11 protein-coding genes are annotated in these 17,751 nt (G+C 75.3%); 9 read left to right on the top strand and 2 right to left on the bottom strand.

Translation table 11 applies throughout. From position 1 onward, the window contains the following. The first annotated feature begins 5 nt into the window (after window positions 1-5). The gene (gene pgk / locus ACQEVM_RS35045) at window positions 6-1,172 is read left to right on the top strand and encodes a phosphoglycerate kinase (RefSeq protein WP_433086952.1); all 1,167 of its coding nucleotides are present in this window, start codon (window positions 6-8) and stop codon (window positions 1,170-1,172) included. After that, window positions 1,162-2,289, top strand: coding sequence for an iron-containing alcohol dehydrogenase (locus tag ACQEVM_RS35040; RefSeq protein WP_433086950.1), 1,128 nt, complete (start codon window positions 1,162-1,164; stop codon window positions 2,287-2,289). Before pgk ends, ACQEVM_RS35040 begins: the two co-directional genes overlap by 11 nt. 132 nt (window positions 2,290-2,421) lie before the next feature. Here ACQEVM_RS35040 and ACQEVM_RS35035 read toward each other — a convergent pair whose 3' ends face one another. Together ACQEVM_RS35035 and ACQEVM_RS35030 are read right to left on the bottom strand one after the other, a co-directional pair. Beyond that, on the bottom strand, window positions 2,422-6,606 hold the full coding sequence (locus tag ACQEVM_RS35035) for a molybdopterin-dependent oxidoreductase (RefSeq protein WP_433086154.1): 4,185 nt from the start codon (window positions 6,604-6,606) through the stop codon (window positions 2,422-2,424). Between the two features lie 189 nt (window positions 6,607-6,795). After that, window positions 6,796-7,830, bottom strand: coding sequence for an aldo/keto reductase (locus ACQEVM_RS35030; RefSeq protein WP_433086152.1), 1,035 nt, complete (start codon window positions 7,828-7,830; stop codon window positions 6,796-6,798). 106 nt (window positions 7,831-7,936) lie between these two features. Here ACQEVM_RS35030 and ACQEVM_RS35025 point away from each other — a divergent pair, with 106 nt between their 5' ends. From ACQEVM_RS35025 to ACQEVM_RS34995, 7 genes are all read left to right on the top strand, one after another. Next, a complete protein-coding gene (locus ACQEVM_RS35025; RefSeq protein WP_433086150.1) occupies window positions 7,937-8,614 on the top strand; it encodes a TetR/AcrR family transcriptional regulator in 678 nt (225 codons plus the stop codon). A 413-nt stretch (window positions 8,615-9,027) separates the two neighbouring features. Next, window positions 9,028-9,219: a thiazolylpeptide-type bacteriocin gene (locus tag ACQEVM_RS35020; protein ID WP_053684594.1), complete on the top strand. Its 192-nt coding sequence runs from the start codon at window positions 9,028-9,030 to the stop codon at window positions 9,217-9,219. 253 nt (window positions 9,220-9,472) lie between these two features. Next, window positions 9,473-9,661 (top strand): thiazolylpeptide-type bacteriocin, encoded by a 189-nt coding sequence (locus ACQEVM_RS35015; protein WP_433086148.1) that lies wholly within the window; start codon window positions 9,473-9,475, stop codon window positions 9,659-9,661. Window positions 9,662-9,769: 108 nt separating this feature from the next. After that, window positions 9,770-12,466, top strand: coding sequence for a lantibiotic dehydratase (locus tag ACQEVM_RS35010; protein ID WP_433086146.1), 2,697 nt, complete (start codon window positions 9,770-9,772; stop codon window positions 12,464-12,466). A gap of 74 nt (window positions 12,467-12,540) precedes the next feature. Continuing rightward, entirely contained in the window at window positions 12,541-13,725 is a 1,185-nt protein-coding gene (locus ACQEVM_RS35005) for a lantibiotic dehydratase C-terminal domain-containing protein (protein WP_433086144.1), read from the top strand. After that, on the top strand, window positions 13,722-15,584 hold the full coding sequence (locus tag ACQEVM_RS35000; protein WP_433086142.1) for a hypothetical protein: 1,863 nt from the start codon (window positions 13,722-13,724) through the stop codon (window positions 15,582-15,584). Before ACQEVM_RS35005 ends, ACQEVM_RS35000 begins: the two co-directional genes overlap by 4 nt. After that, window positions 15,530-17,728: a TOMM precursor leader peptide-binding protein gene (locus ACQEVM_RS34995; protein ID WP_433086140.1), complete on the top strand. Its 2,199-nt coding sequence runs from the start codon at window positions 15,530-15,532 to the stop codon at window positions 17,726-17,728. Before ACQEVM_RS35000 ends, ACQEVM_RS34995 begins: the two co-directional genes overlap by 55 nt. The last annotated feature ends 23 nt before the right edge of the window (window positions 17,729-17,751 follow it).

Raw genomic sequence — 17,751 nt, 5'->3', positions numbered from 1 at the left:
GCACCATGCGGCTGCTGCGCGATCATCCGGTCGCGCCCGGGGAGCGCTGGGTCTACTCCGCCGGGTTCAACGTCGGCCCCGCACTGGCCGACACCGGCCGGATCGACACCGAACTGGACGACCTGCGCGGCCTGGCCGCGGCGGGCGCCCGGGTCGCGCTCCTCAGCCATCAGGGCAGCGCGAAGGACGGCACGGCCCGGCACCTGGACCATCTGGCCGAGTACCTCGGCCGGCGCCTGGGGCGGGACGTTCGCTATCTGCCGGAGTGCTCCTCGCGGCAGGCCCGGCGCTGGGCCGCGGAGCTGCGCGACGGCGAGATCGCACTGTTCGGCAACGTCCGGCTGGATGCGGGCGAGGAACGCGGCGACCGCGAACTGGCCGCCGCGCTCGCCCGCCTGGGCGAGCGGGTGGCCGTCGGCGGATTCTCCAAGGCACACCGCCGCCACGCCTCCAACGTCGGCATCCTCGACTTCCTCCCGGGCTACGCGGCCTCCAGTCTCCTGCGCGAGACCGAGCTGCTGCGACCGTGGGCGGCCGGTGGCGGGACATCCGGTTCGGTGGCCGTGCTGGGCGGCGTCAAACCGGAGAAGACGGTGGTGGGGCTGGAGAGCCTGACGCGCACGTACGACGTGGTGATCCCCGGCGGGGTGGTGCTCAACACCCTGCTGGCGGTCAGCGGGTACGCCATCGGCGCCTCCGAGCTGGGCACCGACGCCGAGCGCTGTGCCACCGTGGCACGCACCGTGCTCGGCGGCCGGCGCCGGGCCCGCATCCACCTGCCTCGTACGGTCCTGATCGCCGGCCCCGACGGCGCGACCCGGACCGTGGGCGTCGAGGCGGGTGTCCCGGACGGCTGGGCCATCGTCGACTTCGACCTGGAGGGGTGGGCGGTGGACGCGGTACGGGAAGCCGGCCGGGTCCTGGTGGCCGGGACCCCCGGCAGACACTCCGAGGGAAACCACCGTGCCGCGGCAGCGGTGCTGGGTGCCCGTGAACCCGGCGAGCCGCACACCCTGCTGCTCGGCGGCGACACCGTCACGGAGCTTCCCTGGACCGGTCCCCGGTCCACCGGCGGCGGCTCCGCACTGCACTACCTCGCCGACGGCACCTGCGCCGTCATCGAGGCACTGGAGGACAACCGGAAGAAGGGAGTCGGTGACCATGCGGCTTGAGTTCCCCGTACCCACCCACGTGGTCTTCGGGAGCGGCACCCTGGACCGGGTCGGCGCGCTCTCGGCCCAGTGGGGCGGGCACGCGCTGATCGTGTGCGGGCGCACCGCGATGCGCCGACACGGCTTCCTGGACCGGGCGGCGGATTCGCTGCGCCGGGCGGGCCTGTCGGTGACCGTCTTCGACAAGATCAGCGCCAACCCCCGGTCCGACGAGATCGACGAGGCCGTCGCGCTGGCGAGGTCACGGTCCTGCGACGTCGTGATCGGCCTCGGCGGCGGCAGCGCCATCGACGCGGCCAAGGCCGTGTCCGTGGCCGGCCCGTACGACACCGTGCGCGACATCATCGGCGAGACGCTCGCCGCCTCACCGTCGGCGCTCCCCGTCATCGCGGTGCCGACGACGGCCGGCAGCGGGTCCGAGGTGACCAAGGGGGCCATCGTCACCGACGTCGTCCGGGGCTTCAAGTCCGGCATCCGCGGCGACGACGTCTTCCCCAAGGTCGCCATCGTGGACCCGGACCTCACCGCGCCCCTCCCGGTGTCGGTCGCCGTCGAGACCGCCTTCGACGCGCTCGCCCACGCGATCGAGGGCCACGTGGCGGCCCGCGCGACCGACGAGAGCCGGTCCCACGCGCGGCACGCCATCGCGCTGATCCGCGACCACCTGCCCCTGGTCGCCGCCGGGAACGCCGGCCCGCGTACCCGGGAGGCGATGGCCCACGCCGCACTGCTCGGCGGCGTCAACGTCGCCTGCGCGAGCACCTGCCTGCCGCACCGCCTCCAGCAGGCGATGGGCGCGGTCCGGCGGATCGACGTACCGCACGGCAGGGGCCTGGCCCTGCTCTACCCGGCCTGGCTGCGCACCGTCCGGCCGCACGCCGAGGACGCTCTCGCCGACGTCGCCGAGGCCCTGGGCCACCACGACATCCACCGGGCCGTGTCCGGCGTGCTGGACACGACGGGGCTGGCGACCGGGCTGGAGGACTGGGGGTTCACCGCACGCGACATCGACACGTTCGTCGAGGGCATCAGCGGGAACCTCGACAACGATCCCACCCCGGACATCGACACCGACCTCATCCGGCACATCTACGCGGAGTCCTTCCGCAGGCCCTGAGTCGCACCGAGGCGGCGATTGCGTCGGTGGTGACGGCCGCTCACACCACACCCTCCGGCCCGGCCTCCCGGCCGGAGGGTGTGGTGGGTCAGTCGGGTGCCCCCCGAGCCGCCGGCCGGCTCCGTGGCCGGATCAGTAGACGTCGCGGGCGTAGCGCCGGTCCGCGGCGAGTTGCTTCAGGTACGCGGTGGCCTCGTCGGCGCTCAGGCCGCCGTGGGTCACGGCCACGTCGCGCAGGGCCCGGTCCACGTCCTTGGCCATGCGGCTCGCGTCGCCGCACACGTAGAAGTGGGCGCCGTCCTGGAGCCAGGACCACAGTTGGGCGCCGTGCTCGCGCATGCGGTCCTGGACGTAGACCTTGGTCCGCTGGTCGCGGGAGAAGGCCAGGTCGAGCCGGCTGAGGGTGCCGTGCCGGTGGAGTTCCTCCAGTTCGGAGCGGTACGAGAAGTCGGTGGCGCGGCGCTGTTCGCCGAAGAACAGCCAGTTGGCGCCGGGGTGGCCGAGGGCGCGGCGGTGTTCGAGGAAGCCCATGAACGGGGCGATGCCGGTGCCGGGGCCGACCATGACGGCCGGGGTGTCCGGGTTCGCGGGCGGCCGGAAGTTCGCCGAGCGCCGGACGAACAGCGGTACGGGCGTGCCCGGTTCGGCGTCCGCGAGGAAGCCGGAGGCGACGCCCTTGCGCCGGTGGCCGCGCGGTCCCTCGTAGCGCAGGACCGAGACGGTCAGGCTGACCTCGCGCGGGTCGACGAGGGGGCTGGAGGAGATCGAGTAGAGGCGGGGTCGGAGCGGTTTGAGGCGGTCGACCCATTCCTGGGCGCCGAGTCGGACCGGGAACTCGGTCAGGACGTCGACGGGCTGTCGCCCCCAGGTCCAGCGGGCGAGACCGTCCTTGTTGTCGGGGCGCGTCAGGTGCTTCAGGGTGCGGTCGCCGGTGTGTTCGGTGATGAGGCGCAGCAGGTCGGTGGTGACGCGGGTGATGTCCAGGTGCCGGTGGAGGGCCTCGGCGAACGGCATCGGGTCCCGGCCGTGGACGGCGACCTCGGCGTCCGGGGACAGGCCGGTGGCGGCCAGCCATTCCGTCACCAGGTCGGGGCAGTTGACGGGCTGGACCCCGAGGGCGTCGCCGGCCTCGTACGCGGGGCCGTCCTCGCCCAGGTCGAAGGTGAACCGGCGGATCTCCTTGGCGGCGCCGGGCAGGCTCAGCAGCCGGTTGCCGGACAGCCGGGCGAGGTGCGGGACGTCCTTGTGCGCGGGGCCCGAAGCGGCCGGGGACACGGGGGTCGGGGCGGGCTCGGGGCCGGACGCCGGGTGCGGGGCGCCGGTCAGGGCGGCGCGGACCCGCTCCAGCCACTGCCGGGCCGGTTCCTCGTAGTCGGGCTCGCAGTCCACCCGGGGCAGGAGGCGTACGGCCCCGAGTTCGTCGAGGCGCCGGTCGAGCCGGCGGCCGTGGCCGCAGAAGGCGTCGTACTGGGAGTCGCCGAGGGCCAGTACGGCGTACCGGACGTCCTGGAACGCGGGGGCGGCGGGGTCGCCGAGCGCCTCCCAGAACCCGGCCCCGTTGTCGGGGGCGTCCCCGTCGCCGAACGTGCTGGTGACGACGAGCAGGTCGGTGCCGGGGGTCAGGGAGAGCGGCGTGCGGTCCGCCATGTCGTGCACGGCCGCCGGGTGCCCGTCCGCGGCCAGCCGGTCGCCGATGGTGGTGGCGAGGTCCTCGGCGTTGCCCGTCTGGGAGGCCCACAGGACGAGGATCCGACGCGCCGGGGCGTCCGGGGCGGAGGGGTCCGGCGCCCCGCCCGGTGCGGTCTGCGGGGGCGCGGGCGGTCCCGCGGACGGCTCGGGCGGCGACACCGGCCTGCGGGAGTACGTCCCGGCGAGGACGCCGTCGATCCAGAGCGCGTGCGCGGCCTCGAACGGGGCGTCCGGGGGGAGCGCGGGCACTCCCGCGAAGGACGGTGCGGCGGCGAGTCCGGTGAGGAAGCCGGACAGGTAGCGGCGCTCGTGGTCGGCGAGGACCGGTGGCGCGAGGTCGCCGGGACCGCACAGCGCCACCAGGGCGGCGACGGGAACGGGGGCGGCCTGCGGGATGGTCGTCTCGGCGGCCCCGGATGGTGCCGGGGGCGTGGCGGGCAGCGGGGCGCGGGTCTTCGTCAGCGTCACCGCGCAGGCCTTGAACTCGGGTTGGAAGGAGATCGGGTCGACGGCGTCGTTCGTGACGGCGTTCACGCCGAGGTATTCGCCGAACAGGTCGTTCCAGTGGAAGGGGGCGAAGCAGTTCCCCGGCCTGACCCGGTCGGTGACGACGGCCGGCAGCACCGCCCGGCCCCGCCGGGAGGCCACCTCCACGCCGTCGCCGGCGGTGATGCCGAGGGAGGCCGCGTCCTGCGGGTGGATCTCGACGAACGGCCCGGGGTTGAGCTTGTTCAGCTTGGCGACCCGGCCCGTCTTGGTGAGGGTGTGCCACTGGTGCTGGAGCCGCCCGGTGTTGAGGACGAACGGGTAGTCGTCGTCGGGCAGTTCGGCGGCGGGCAGGTGCGGGCGGGCGTGGAAGACGGCCCGCCCGGTGTCGGTCGGGAACACCAGGCGGGGGCGCGTGCCGTCCGGGCGCTCGACCAGGGTCTGGCTGACGCCGTCGTTGAGGTAGCGGATCGGGTTGCGGTCGGGACCGCCGGGCGCGGCCGGCCACTGCACGGGGGTGGAGCGCAGCCGTTCGTAGGTGACGCCGCGCAGGTCCCAGCCGGTCCGGGGGTTCCAGGCCTGCCGCAGCTCCTCGAACACCTCCTCGGCGCAGGTGTACGTGAACGCGTCGGCGAATCCCATCTCGCAGGCGACCCGGGCGATCAACCGCCAGTCGGGGACGGCCTGGCCGGGCGGGTCGGCGGCGCCCGGGACCAGGGTGAGGTTGCGCTCCGAATTGATCATCACCCCGTCCGACTCGGACCACAGGGTGGCGGGGAGCGCGATGTCGGCGTAGGCGTTCGTCTCGGTCTCCGCGAAGACGTCCTGGGTGATGACGAGTTCGGCGGTCTCCAGGGCTTTGATGACCGTGCCGCGGTTGGCGACCGAGGCGACCGGGTTGGTGCAGATGATCCAGCACGCCTTGATCGCGCCGGCTGCCATCTCCTCGAACATCTCCACGGTGCCGCGCCCGACGTCGGTGCGCAGGGTGCCGCGCGGCACGCCCCACAGGTCCTCGGTGAACTCCCGCTCCTCGTCGACCAGTACGGAGCGTTGCCCGGGCAGGCCCGGTCCCATGTAGCCCATCTCCCGGCCGCCCATGGCGTTGGGCTGGCCGGTGAGGGAGAAGGGGCCGCTGCCGGGTCGGCAGATCGCGCCGGTGGCCAGGTGCAGGTTGACCAGGGCGTTGGTGTTCCACGTGCCGTGGGTGGACTGGTTCAGGCCCATGGTCCAGCAGCTCGTCCACTCCCCCGCCTCGCCGATCCAGCGGGCGGCGAGGCGGATGTCCGCCTCGGGTATGCCGGTGATCTCGGAGACCCTGTCGGGCGGGTAGTCCGCCAGGAAGGCGGGCATGGCCTCCCAGCCCTCGGTGTGGGCGGCGATGAACTCGGGGTCGGTCCGGCCGTTCTCGACGAGCAGGTGCAGCAGACCGTTGAGGAGGGCCAGATCGGTGCCCGGCCTGATCTGGAGGAACAGGTCGGCCTTGTCGGCGGTGGCGTTGCGCCGGGGGTCGACGACGATGAGTCGGGCGCCGGCGGCCTTGACGCGGTCCATCATCCGCAGGAAGAGGATGGGGTGGCAGTCGGCCATGTTGGCGCCGATGACGAGGAACGCGTCGGCGTGCTCGAAGTCCTCGTACGAGCCCGGCGGCCCGTCGGCGCCCAGCGAGGACTTGTAGCCGCTGCCGGCGCTCGCCATGCACAGCCGGGAGTTGGACTCGATCCGGCTGGTGCGCAGGAAGCCCTTGGCCAGCTTGTTCGCCAGGTACTGGGCCTCCAGGGACATCTGGCCGGAGACGTAGAGCGCGAGTGCGTCGGGGCCGTGCGCGTCGAGGATCTCCCTGAGCCGGCGGGCCGTCTCGGTGACGGCCGCGTCCACGTCGGCGGGGACGGGCTCGCAGCCGCGGTCCCGGCGGATCAGCGCGGTCTCCAGCCGGCCGGGCGCGGCCGTCATGTCGACGTGGGTGGCGCCCTTGGTGCACAGGCGTCCGGAGTTCGCGGGGTGCTGCCGGTCGCCGGTGACCTTCACCGGCCGCCGGCGTCCGTCGGGGCCGCGGGCGAGGTCCAACACGATCCCGCAGCCGACACCGCAGTAGGAGCAGACCGTCCGTACCCGGCTGGTCGCCGCATCCGCATCGGCCACAGGAGCCCCCCGTCGGGAACACCGGGTGGCGCCGGGAGCTCCGGACGCCACCGGGGTGCGCGGGTCCGTCCCGCGGCCCTCACCGTAGGAAACGCGTGTTGCGCGCGCGTGACGGGCGGGGCCGCGCGGGCGTTACGACGAACCACACACCCGGCGTGCGGCGGGCGTGAGGCCGGCCCCGGGGGGCCGTCAGACCGCCGGCGGGTTGAGGCGGGCGAAGCCCTCCTGCCGCCGGTACGGGAAGTGGGGATAGGGGGCCGGGCGCTCGCTCGCCGCGTCGAGCCTCGCCATCTGGTCGGGGGTGAGGGTCCACCCCACGGCGCCGAGGTTCTGACGCAGCTGTTCCTCGTTGCGGGCGCCGATGATGACGGAGGACACGGTCGGCCGCTGGAGCAGCCACCTCAGGGCGATCTGCGGAACGGCCCTGCCGGTCTCCTCCGCGATCTCGTCCAGGGCGTCGACCACCCGGTACAGGTGCTCGTCGTCGACCGGCGGACCGTAGTCGGCGGTGTCGTGCAGCCTGCTGCCGGCGGGCAGCGGCCGGCCCCGGCGGATCTTGCCGGTGAGCCGGCCCCAGCCGAGCGGGCTCCAGACGATCGCACCCAGTCCCTGGTCGAGGCCGAGCGGCATCAGCTCCCACTCGTAGTCGCGGCCGATGAGGGAGTAGTAGACCTGGTGGGCCACGTACCGCGCGCGGCCGTGCCGGTCGGCGGTGGCGAGGGACTTCATCGTCTGCCAGCCGGAGAAGTTGGAGACCCCGGTGTAGCGGATCTTCCCGGCCCGGACCAGGTCGTCCAGGGTGGACAGCACCTCTTCGACGGGGGTGCCGGCGTCGAAGGCGTGCAGCTGGAAGAGGTCGATGTAGTCGGTGCCGAGGCGGCGCAGGGCTTCGTCGACGGAGGTGATCAGGCGGGAACGGGAGGTGCCCGCGTCACCCGGGCCGTCGCCCGTGGACAGGCCGGCCTTGGTGGAGATGATCACCTGGTCCCGGCGGCCCTTGAGGGCGGCTCCGAGGACCTCCTCCGAGGCGCCCGCGGAATAGACGTCGGCCGTGTCGAACATCGTGATGCCGGCGTCGACGCAGATGTCGACGAGGCGGCGCGCCTCCTCGACGCCCGTGTTGCCCCAGGCGCCGAAGAGCGGCCCCTGTCCGCCGAAGGTGCCCGCCCCGAAACTCAGCGCCGGCACCTGAAGCCCGGACGCACCCAATCGCCTGTACTCCATGACGCATCCCCTTCTCCCCCACGCACCCCAACTAATGGGTCCGCAGTTCCGTTAAGATGGGGCCAGCGTAACAAGCCATGCCCATTAATGGAACAGGAGTCCCGTTATGGAGTTCGCGAAGGGCGAGCCCGAGGGTGAGACCGAAGCGGGGAACGGTGCCGGGAGCGAGGCCGGCGCCGAGGTCGAACCGGGAACCACCCGGCCGGGCGGTCGCACCGCGCGGGTACGGGCGGCGGTGCTCCGGGCCGCCGGGGACGTCCTGGCCGAGCGCGGTTTCGCCCACCTGGACCTCACCGACGTGGCACGCCGCGCCGGGGTGGGGAAGACGACCGTCTACCGCCGCTGGGGCACCGTCACCGGCCTCGTGACCGACCTCCTGTCGGACATGGCGCAGCAGTCCGTGCCCCGCACGGAGACGGGCTCGCTCCTCGGGGACCTGACGGCGAACACCCGGCTGGTGGCGCGGACGCTGGCCGATCCGAGGCAGGGCGCCCTGTTCAAGGCGGTGATCGCGGCGGCGACGTGCGACACGAAGGCCGCGGAGGCGCTGCACGGCTTCTACGCCGTCCGCGTCGAGGAGTGGGCGCCGTGCGTCGTGCGGGCCGCGGCCCGGGGCGAGGTGCCGGACGGCACCGACGCACACGAGGTCGTCCGCGCGGCGTCGGCCCCCCTCTACTACCGCCTCCTGACCACGACGCTGCCCCTGGACGAGGCGGCGGCCGACCGTGCCGCGACGGCCGCGACGGTGGCCGCGCGCGCGGGGGCGTACGTACGGGACGCGTAGCGCCGGCGGGGGCCGACGGCCCGGTGCGCGGCCTGCCAGGCCCTGTCGTCGAAGTCTCGCCTGACCCGGGCCACTTCGACGACAGGACCTGGGCGACGCCCTCGACTCCCCCCGGACCAGGGCCCGATACCGGACGGAGCACCGGCTTCCGTTGGCCGGGATATTGGCTGCATCTCCCCTCCAGCGGTCCTGAAGCACCGTGCATGATCGTGGATGCCTGGCCGGTCGACGGCCGGACGGAGCCCGGATCCAGGAGATCGAACCGCAGTCCTCGGCCAGGGGACGACGGATCGCTCGCCCGCGGGCCCGACCGGTCCGTACCGGAGCCCTCGGAGCCGGGTGACACCGCTCCGTGGACCGGGCGTTCGGTCACGGCACATCCGGCTATCACTTCCACCTTCCGGGAGACACGCATGTCCGACATCGCACGCACCCCCGAATTCGCCCTCCAGGACCTCGACCTCGACCTGGGCGACCTCACCGTCACCTCGATGCGCGACACCGTCGCGCTGCCCGAGGGCGGGGCGTCCTGGGGTTCCTGTTCCTGCCAGGGCTCCTCCTCCTGCGCCCAGCCGACGCTGGACGCGGGCGAACTCGCGGGCTGACCTCCGCACGCCTTCGCACCACGGCCTTCACCTCACGGGCCTTCACCTCACGGGCCTTCGCACCACAGGCCCTGGCATCACGGGCCTTCGCACGACACACCACGCACACCTCACGAGCGGCGCGCACCGACACCGGTGCGCGCCACCCGCGGCGGACACCCGACCGCCGCACGCCCCGACCGTCGACCGTCGACCCGTCGCACCCGACGGCCTCGCCCGTCGACCGTCGCCCTTCCGATCGGAGGAGACCTCCATGGACCGAGCCACTCCCGGCCCCGGCTTCGTACTCGACGACCTCGACCTCGACCTCGGCGACCTCACCGTGACCTCCATGCGGGACACGGTGGCACTGCCCGAGGGCGGAGCCTCCTGGGGATCCTGCTCCTGCCAGGGCTCGTCCTCCTGCGCCCAGCCGGAGCGACCCGAGGTCCCGACGCTGTAGCCGTCGGGCACGAACACCCGCACACGTCGTGACGCCTCCCGCCGTACGCCGCGCACACCGCGTACGGGGGGAGGCCCGCGCGTCATCACCGACAGGAGGGGAACCGTCATGTCGCAGCCGCGCCGGCCGGCCGCCGACACGGACACCGGCGCCGGCGGCTACCGGGTGCGCTCCGCGCCCTACGCGCTGGTCCGCGCCACCGTGCTCACCCACCCGGCCCAGCAGCCGCCCGCAGCCCGGTTCCGTGCCCTGCTCGCCCACCTGCACCGGCTCGACACGCGGTTGCTGCGGATCACCGCGCCGCTCTGCGACGCCCTGTACGACAGCCGGAACGGTCATCCGGCGGAGTTCCACCACGCCGTCGTGCTCCCCCTGCGCCGGGCCCTGCACAACGGTCGCGAGCCCCGGCCCGCCCTCCTGGAACGCCTCGGCGACCTGCCGGAGCGGGTCCCCCCGCTCGCGTCCTGGCTCGCGCTGCGCGCCCGCCGGGCAGCGGTCCTCGACGAGTTGGGCGACGCCGCCGATCAGGCGTTGGCCGGGGAGCGCACGGCCCTGGCCGCCCTGTGTCGCGAACCGGCCCTCGGCAAAGCCGTCGCCCTCACCAGCGCCGATCTGCTCCGGGCCGTGGAACGGGCCGGCACCGGCGTACTCGACCGCAGGGCGCGCAAGGAGGAGCCCACCGTGCTGCGGTACGCCCTGCGGGCCAGTACCAAGACGAGCCCGCTGTCCTGGTTCACCGCCGTCGGCTGGGGCGTCTCGTCGGGCTCCGCACCGGATCGGCCCGGTGCCGCGTGGGGAGCCGCGCCGCTCTTCACGGACCCCCTGCACCCGGTCGTGAAGGTCAACCGCACCCTGACGACGGCCCTGACCCTCGCACTCCTGAGCGCGCCACACCGCCGGGCGGCCCTCCCCCACCGGATCACCAGCAGCGCCCGGGTCAAGGACGGCCGGGCCGCGTTCTCCCGCGACCGGACCGCCTTCGCCGGCGGGCGTTACCTGGTGGCCGAGGAGGACGAGGTCGAACTGCCCTACGGCGGCCCCCTGGACCTGGTCACCGAGCACGCCGAGACCCCGGTGCCCCTGGCCGGGTTGGCGCAGCGGCTGGCCGGCGCCCTGAAGGGGGCGGGCGACGGCGGCCCCGCCGCCGCCTCGGCCTTCCTCGACCGCCTGGGGCAGGCCGGGCTGCTGGTGCCGGGCGACCCGGTGGCGCCGCAGGACGGCGACCCGCTGGAGCGCCTCTCGGCGTGGCTCCGCGCGCTCGGCGCGACCCACCCCGAGGACGCGGCCCGGGCCGACCTCCTCGACGAACTCGCCCGGCTCACGGCCGCCTTCGCGGCGGCGCCCGCCGCCGAACGACCCGCCCTGCTCGCCGACCTCTCCCGGGACTGGAAGGCGACCCTGGCCGACGCGGGACGTCCGGTACCGCCGGTGTCCGCGCCCCTGAACGTGCTGTCCGAGGACGTCGTCGCCCCCCACCCGCTGCCCGTCGACGGCTTCCTCGACGACGCCGACCACGAGGCGCTCGGCGAGGTCACCGCGCTCGCCGAGTTGTTCGACCTCGGGCACCTGCTCCGCCGGATCGTCCGCGACCGCTTCGTCGCGCGGTACGGATCCGGCGGCACCTGCCGCCACCCGTGGGAGTTCGGGGCCGACGTGGCCGACGCCTGGGAGGAGGCCGGGCGGCTCTCGGCGCTCGCCCCCGGCGACCGGGCCGCCTTCCCCACCGGGGCCGGCGCGCTCGCCGACCTTCGCGCGGAGGTCGTCCGGGCGGTGACGGACCCCCCGCAGGGCGCCCCCGCCGACGACGACCCGGTCGTACTGCCCCGGGACCTCGTCGCCGGTCTCGGCGGGCGGCTGCCCGACTGGGCCGTCGAACGCCCGCTCGGCTACGCGTACTTCCTCCAGCGGGAGCCGGGCCCGCGGGCGACCGACCCGGGCCCGCTGTGCGTGAACCACGTGTACGGCGGGTGGGGCCGGTTCACCAGCCGGTTCCTCGACGCCCTCGATCCGCGCGCCGGCGCCGAGGTGTCCCGGCAGATCCACCGAGGGCTGGGCCCCGGCGCGCGCGCCGCGCAGATCCGACCCGTCGGCGGCTTCAACGCCAACCTGCACCCGCTGCTCGTCCCCGACGAGATCGGCGCCGACCGCGGCCGGGCCTCGATCGGCGAGGGCGACCTGGACCTCGTCCACGACGAGGCGACCGACCAGGTGCGTCTGCGCCTGCGGAGCACCGGGGAACACCTCGACGTGCTGTACCCGGGGTTCCTCGCGCCCGTGCTGTTGCCGCGCCGCATCGGGGCCCACCTGGCCGACCACCCCGAGGGCGCCGTCGACTTCGGGGCGCTCGTGCCCCGCCGCGCCGTCACCGCGCCGGGCGGGCTCGTGACGCGCACCCCCCGACTGCTCCACCGCCACGTGGTGCTGCGCCGGCGGCGCTGGCTGCTGCCGCCCGACGTCGTCCGCGCCCTGCGCGCCGACCTCGGCTCCGATCCCGTGCCGGCCACGGCCGCGGTCCGCTGGCGCGCCCTGCTGGACCTGCCCGAGCAGCTCTTCCTGCACCCGGTCGGCGGCCCCGTCACCGGACAGGCCACCGCCGACTTCCTCAACCGGCTGAACCGGCCCAAGCCGCACCTGGTGGACCTCGGCAACGCGCTGCACCTGCGGTGCCTGGCCAAGTGGCTGTCCCGGCACACCGAAGGCGGCGCGGTCCTGGAGGAGGCGCTCCCCGCACCCGGTGGCCTGGACACCCCGACGCACGCGGTCGAGCTGGTGCTCGAGGTCAACCGGCCCGGGCGGCGGCGATGAACCGGGACACGACGACGGCGCGAGAACGCCGAGAACAACGAGAACCACGAGAGCCGGAGGAAAGCGTGCGAGGCGTGCGAGGCGCAGAGAGCGACGCCCCGAAGGCCGGATCCACCCGGGAGGCGCCGGAGGCGCGGGAGGCACGGGACGTGGTCGTCTACCACCACCATCCCGTCAAGGCACCCCTGTTGCGCGAGGTGGTGCTGCCGCTCGCCGAGGCCCTCGCGTCGGACGGCTGCGCCGCCCACGTGGAGCGGCACTGGCTGCACGGCCCGCACCTGAGGCTGCGCCTGGTGGGTCCGCGCGAACGGGTCGACGCCGCCGCCGAGGCCGCCGCCACCGAAGTCCGCGCGTGGCTGCGGGTCCACCCCTCGCACGGCGACCTCACCGAGGCCGAGCTGTTGGAACGGGCCGCGGAAGCCGGCCGCGCCGAACTCGTCGCCGGTCCCTACGGGCCGATCGTCGCGGACAACACCGTCCGGGTCGAGACCGTCGACCGCACCGCGCTGCGCGGCCTCCTCGGCAACGACGGCGCGGACCTGCGCGACGAGCTGCTGCGCGCCGGCCTGGACGCCCTGCGCGCCGGCGCCGGCTTCCTCGGCGAGCACGGCGACCGCGCGCAGGCCCGGGTCCAGCTCGCGGTGGTCGCGCTGGCCGCGCACACCGGCGCCCACCCCGGCGGGCTGGCGGGCGGTCACTACTCGTACGTGTCCCACCTGGAGGACTTCCTCTTCCACGAGGATCCGGACGGACGGCTTCGGGACCGGTTCGAGCGTCACGCGGAGCGCGTGGACGACGCGGTGACCGCACTCGTCGGGCGGATCTGCGGCGGTGGCGCGCAAGGGTGGGAGCGGGCCTGGTCCGCGTACTCGGCGGGCGCCTGGGAGCTGGTCCGGAGCCGGTACGAGGGGGGCGCCGACCTGCATGGTTCCCCGGACGCGTACCGGGCGCGGGCCGCGGCCACCGGGGACCCGGGGACGGCGAGGCGCTGGAACCACGAGGAACGCACCGGCTACAGCGCCTTCCACGAACTGCTGAGCCGCTCCGACCCCGAGGGGAGGATGTGGAGCCGCCCCGACTACCTGATCCACCGCGCGTCGACGAACGCCCTGTACCGGCTCCTGGCCATCTGCGACGTCCGCCCGCCGGAGCGCTACCTGGCGGCGCACCTGGTGATCCGTACGGTGCCCGCCCTGACCGGCTGCGACTGGCGCACGGAGCTCGGCGCGGCCGTCGACGCGGTGGAGGGCGCCTCGTGAACACCGAACACCCCGCCGTGCCGGACAAGCCCGCCGTGCCGGACACCGACCCGGACACCGACCCGGGCGCGGGCGCTGACGCCCGTCCTGGCTCGGACGCGGGCGCGCACACGGGCTCGGACGCGGGCACGCGCACCGGCTCGGACGCGGGCACGCGCACCGGCTCCCGGGCCGTGCGGCGGTTGCGCCCCGGGGTGGCCGTGACGCCGTTGCGCGAGGGCCTGCACCTGCGGGGGCGGCGCGGGAGCGTCACCCTGGAGGGCAGCAAGGCGCTGCCCACCCTGTGGCGCATGGTCGAGGAACCCCTGCGCGACGGGGGGTTCGAGGAGTTCCTGGACGGCCTGGAGCCGGGCTCGTCGCTGCGCGGGGCGGTGGACACGCTCGTGGGGCAACTGGCGGCGCACGAGCTGCTCGTGTCGGGCCCGACGCCGCCCCCGACCACCGTGCGGACCAGCGCGGCCGACCCGGTCGGGGAGTGGCTCGGTGTGACGGCCGAGCGGCCCGACACCGCGCGGGCGGCGCTCCTCGAAACCCGGGCCGAAGTGGTGGCCGGCGCTCCCGACGGCCCGCTGGCCAGGGCTGCCGGGCGGGCGTTGGCGGCGGGCGGGCTGCCCGTCGCGTACACCGTCGATCCGGATCTGCCCGGGGACCGGGTCCTCCTGTACGCCCGGGGGTCGGGACCCGTCCGGGGCGTGGCGGTCGGCCGGCGCGGCGGGAGCGGATACGCCACCGCGCTCGGCAGCCCCGCCCAGATCCGGTCCGAGGCCGAGGCCCTGGAGGCCCGGCTGGACCGCACCGAACTGCCGGGACCGCCCGGACCGCCGGGCGTGCCCGCCGCGTTCTTCCCGCTGCTCGGGGGCGCCGCGGCGCACCGGCTGCTGTGCGGGGCCGCCGGGCTGGCGGACCCGGCGGACGAAGGGGAGGACGACCGGCTGCTGCCCGGCCTGCCGGCGGTACTGCTCGCGAACGCCCGGCCGCCACGGGCCGACTACCGCAGCTGGCTCGGGCCCGACCGCGTCGACGCCGACCGCCGGGGGCTCCTGCCTCCCGCCGCCGGCCTCGGCGAGGCACTGCGGCGGTTGGCGGCCCTCACCGACGAACGGTGCGGGATGCTGCCCGAGCCGCTCCCGGGGAACCTGCGCCAGTTACCCGTGCCGCTCGCCCGCTGCGTACCGCGCCGGGCGGGCCGCCCGGACGGCGTCCTGGTCGGCGGCGCGCCCCGGCTGGACCTGGCGCGCCTGGACCTGTTCTGCCGGGCCGCCGAACTCCTCCTCGGCGGTGACGGCTTCACCGTCGGGGCGAACCCCGGGCACGCCCGGGGCCGGGCCCTGCGCGCGGTCGCCGCCGCCCTGCCGGAGACGGCGGGCGGGCCGGCGGCCGTACCCGCCGACCGGTGGTCAGGGCACCCGCAGGTGCGCCACTGGTGGACCACGCTGACCGACCGGCTCGCCGTGCCCGCGCGCCTGGAGGTGTTCCGGCTCGCTCCGGACGAGGACGCGTACCGCGCCGTCGTCCGCGCGACCGGGCACTGCGCGGCCTCGTTCGGCCCGTCGTGTGGACGGGCCCCGCTCGGTGACGCCGTGGAGGCGACCCCCGGCGACGCGGCCGCCTTCGCCGCGCTCGCGGCCGTCGCCCGCGTCGCGGCCTCCGATCCCGCCGTCGTCGGCGTCGGCGACCCCGACCTCGGCCCCGGCCCCGGCCCCGGCCCCGGGTTCGCCTCGGGCTCGGGGGCGCGGTCGCACCGCTGGCCACCGCCGGGGCACGGACGGCCGTCTGGGAGGACTCGGGGTGGACCGGCCGCTGGTTGGCGGATCTGGCCGGGCGCGAGGAGGCGTTCCAGGACGCGCTGCGCCGGGTGACGGGCGCGGAACCGGCCCCGGCCCCGCCCGTCGCCGGTTCCGCCGGCGAACCCGGGCCGCTGCTGCGGGCGTTCGGATTCACCGTCCTGCACACCCCCCCGGGAGACTCGATGACCTCGGCGACCACGGCCCCGTCCGCGACCCCGACGCCGACGCCGGCCCCGACCTCGACCGCGGCCCCGTCCGGTGCGCCGGGGGCATGGCCGGTGCCCGTGCTCGACGCCGGTTCCGCGACGGCGGTCGTGTCCGGCCCGGCCGTGGTCCTGTTGCCGCGGTGGACGCTCGACCTCGCCGAGGAGCTGAGCCGGCACGCACTCGGCCACCCCGTGGAGTTCGTACCGGTGCGCTTCGACGGGGCGTTGGCGGTGGTCGGGCCGGTGCTCAGGCCGGGCGCGGCGGCCTGCCTGTGCTGCGCCGAGTACCAGCGGCTGGCCACGGCGGGTGGCCGCGTGCCGTGGCGGAGCCCGACCCTGGAGCTGGCCGGCGTGCCCTCGCCGGCCCTGTCGGAGTCGCTGGGCGCCCTCGCGCTGGAGCTGCTGGAGCCGGCCGCCCCCGAGGAGCCCGAACCCGGTGCGGAACCGGATGCGGAACCCGGTGCGGAACCGGATGCGGAACCCGGTGCGGAACCGGATGCGGAGTCGGCCGTCGTGTACGTCGTGCACCTCGGGCGCGGCACCTGGTCCACGCACCGGGTCCGCCCCGTCGGCGGCTGCGCGGTGTGCCACCCGCTGCCCTCGGACTCGGCGTCCGACGTCGCCGCGCTGCCGTCGGCCCCCCGGCCGCTCCCCGATCCGTACGTGCTCCGCGCGCCCAACCCGCTGACCGCGCCGGAGCGGCTGCGCGAGGCCCTGTACGACGAGCGGTTCGGCCCGGTGCGCGCACTGTTCCGGTCCGAGGACTCCGCGTTCTGCCTGACCAGCGCGTTCGTGACCGACGGCCGTCTCGTCGACGACGGTGGGTACGGCCGGTCCCGGGACTTCGGGGACAGCGAGCGGATCGCGCTGTTCGAGAGCGTGGAGCGGTACACGGGCATGCGGCCGACCGGCCGGCGCACGGGACTGCGCGCCTCCTTCGCGGAGTTGGGGCCCGACCGGGCCGTGGACCCGGAGCGGCTCGGCCTGCCCGACCCCGCCCACCACGGCCACCCGTCGTCGCCGACCGTGCCCTACACCCCGGACCTGGTCATGGACTGGGTGCACGGCTGGTCTCTCACCCGGCGGCGGACCACGGCCGTCCCCGAGCACGTGGCGTACTGGGACGTCCCCGGCGCCGACCGACCCCGTGTGGTGTACGAGTCCTCGAACGGCTGCGGTCTCGGCAACAGCCCCGAAGAGGCCGCGCTCTACGGGCTGTTCGAGGTCGCGGAGCGCGACGCGTTCCTGATGGCGTGGTACGCGGCGACGCCCCTGCGCCGGGTGCTGCCACCACCGGACGACCCGGACACGGCGCTGCTCGCGGACCGTGCGGCGCTGGCCGGCTACCGGCTCTTCCTCCTCGACTCGACGAACGACTTCGGCGTCCCGGCGGTCGTGGCGGTCTGCCGGTACGAGGGCTCCCACCCGGACGCGCCCCGGATGTTCCTGGCGGCCGGCGCGCACCACGACCCGCGCGCCGCGATCCGCTCCGCGGTGGCCGAGGTCGTCACCAACGTGCTGGACGCGGGGCACCGTTCCCTGGCCGAGGGCGGCCCGCGCGATCCGCGGCGGCTCCGGCCGATGCTGGACCGGCCGGACCTGGTGGTGTCCCTGGACGATCACGTCGGCGTGAACACCCTGCCCGAGGCGGGCCCGCGCCTGGAGTTCCTGTTCGCGGACACGCCCCGACTGTCGGTCGAGGAGGCCTGGCCGGGGGCACCGGAACCGGTGGGTGACCTCGCCGACCTGCTCGGGGCGAGCGTGGAGCGGCTGTCCCGGGCCGGCCTGGAGGTGATCACCGTCGACCAGTCCGAGCGGGGGCTGCGCCGGCGGCTCGGACTGCACGCGGTGAAGGTCGTCGTTCCCGGCGCCCTGCCGATGACCTTCGGGCACGTCAACCACCGCACCCGGGGGCTCCCCCGACTGCTGGAGGTGCCGTACCGACTGGGCCGCACGGAAAGACCGTTGCGCCCGGAAGACCTCACGCTCCACCCGCACCCCTTCCCCTGACCCCACGACGGTCACGGGCCCAC

Origin of the sequence: Streptomyces sp. CA-243310, from assembly GCF_050936775.1 — a bacterium.
GTDB lineage: Bacteria > Actinomycetota > Actinomycetes > Streptomycetales > Streptomycetaceae > Streptomyces.
This window is presented reverse-complemented; position numbering and strand designations above follow the sequence as displayed.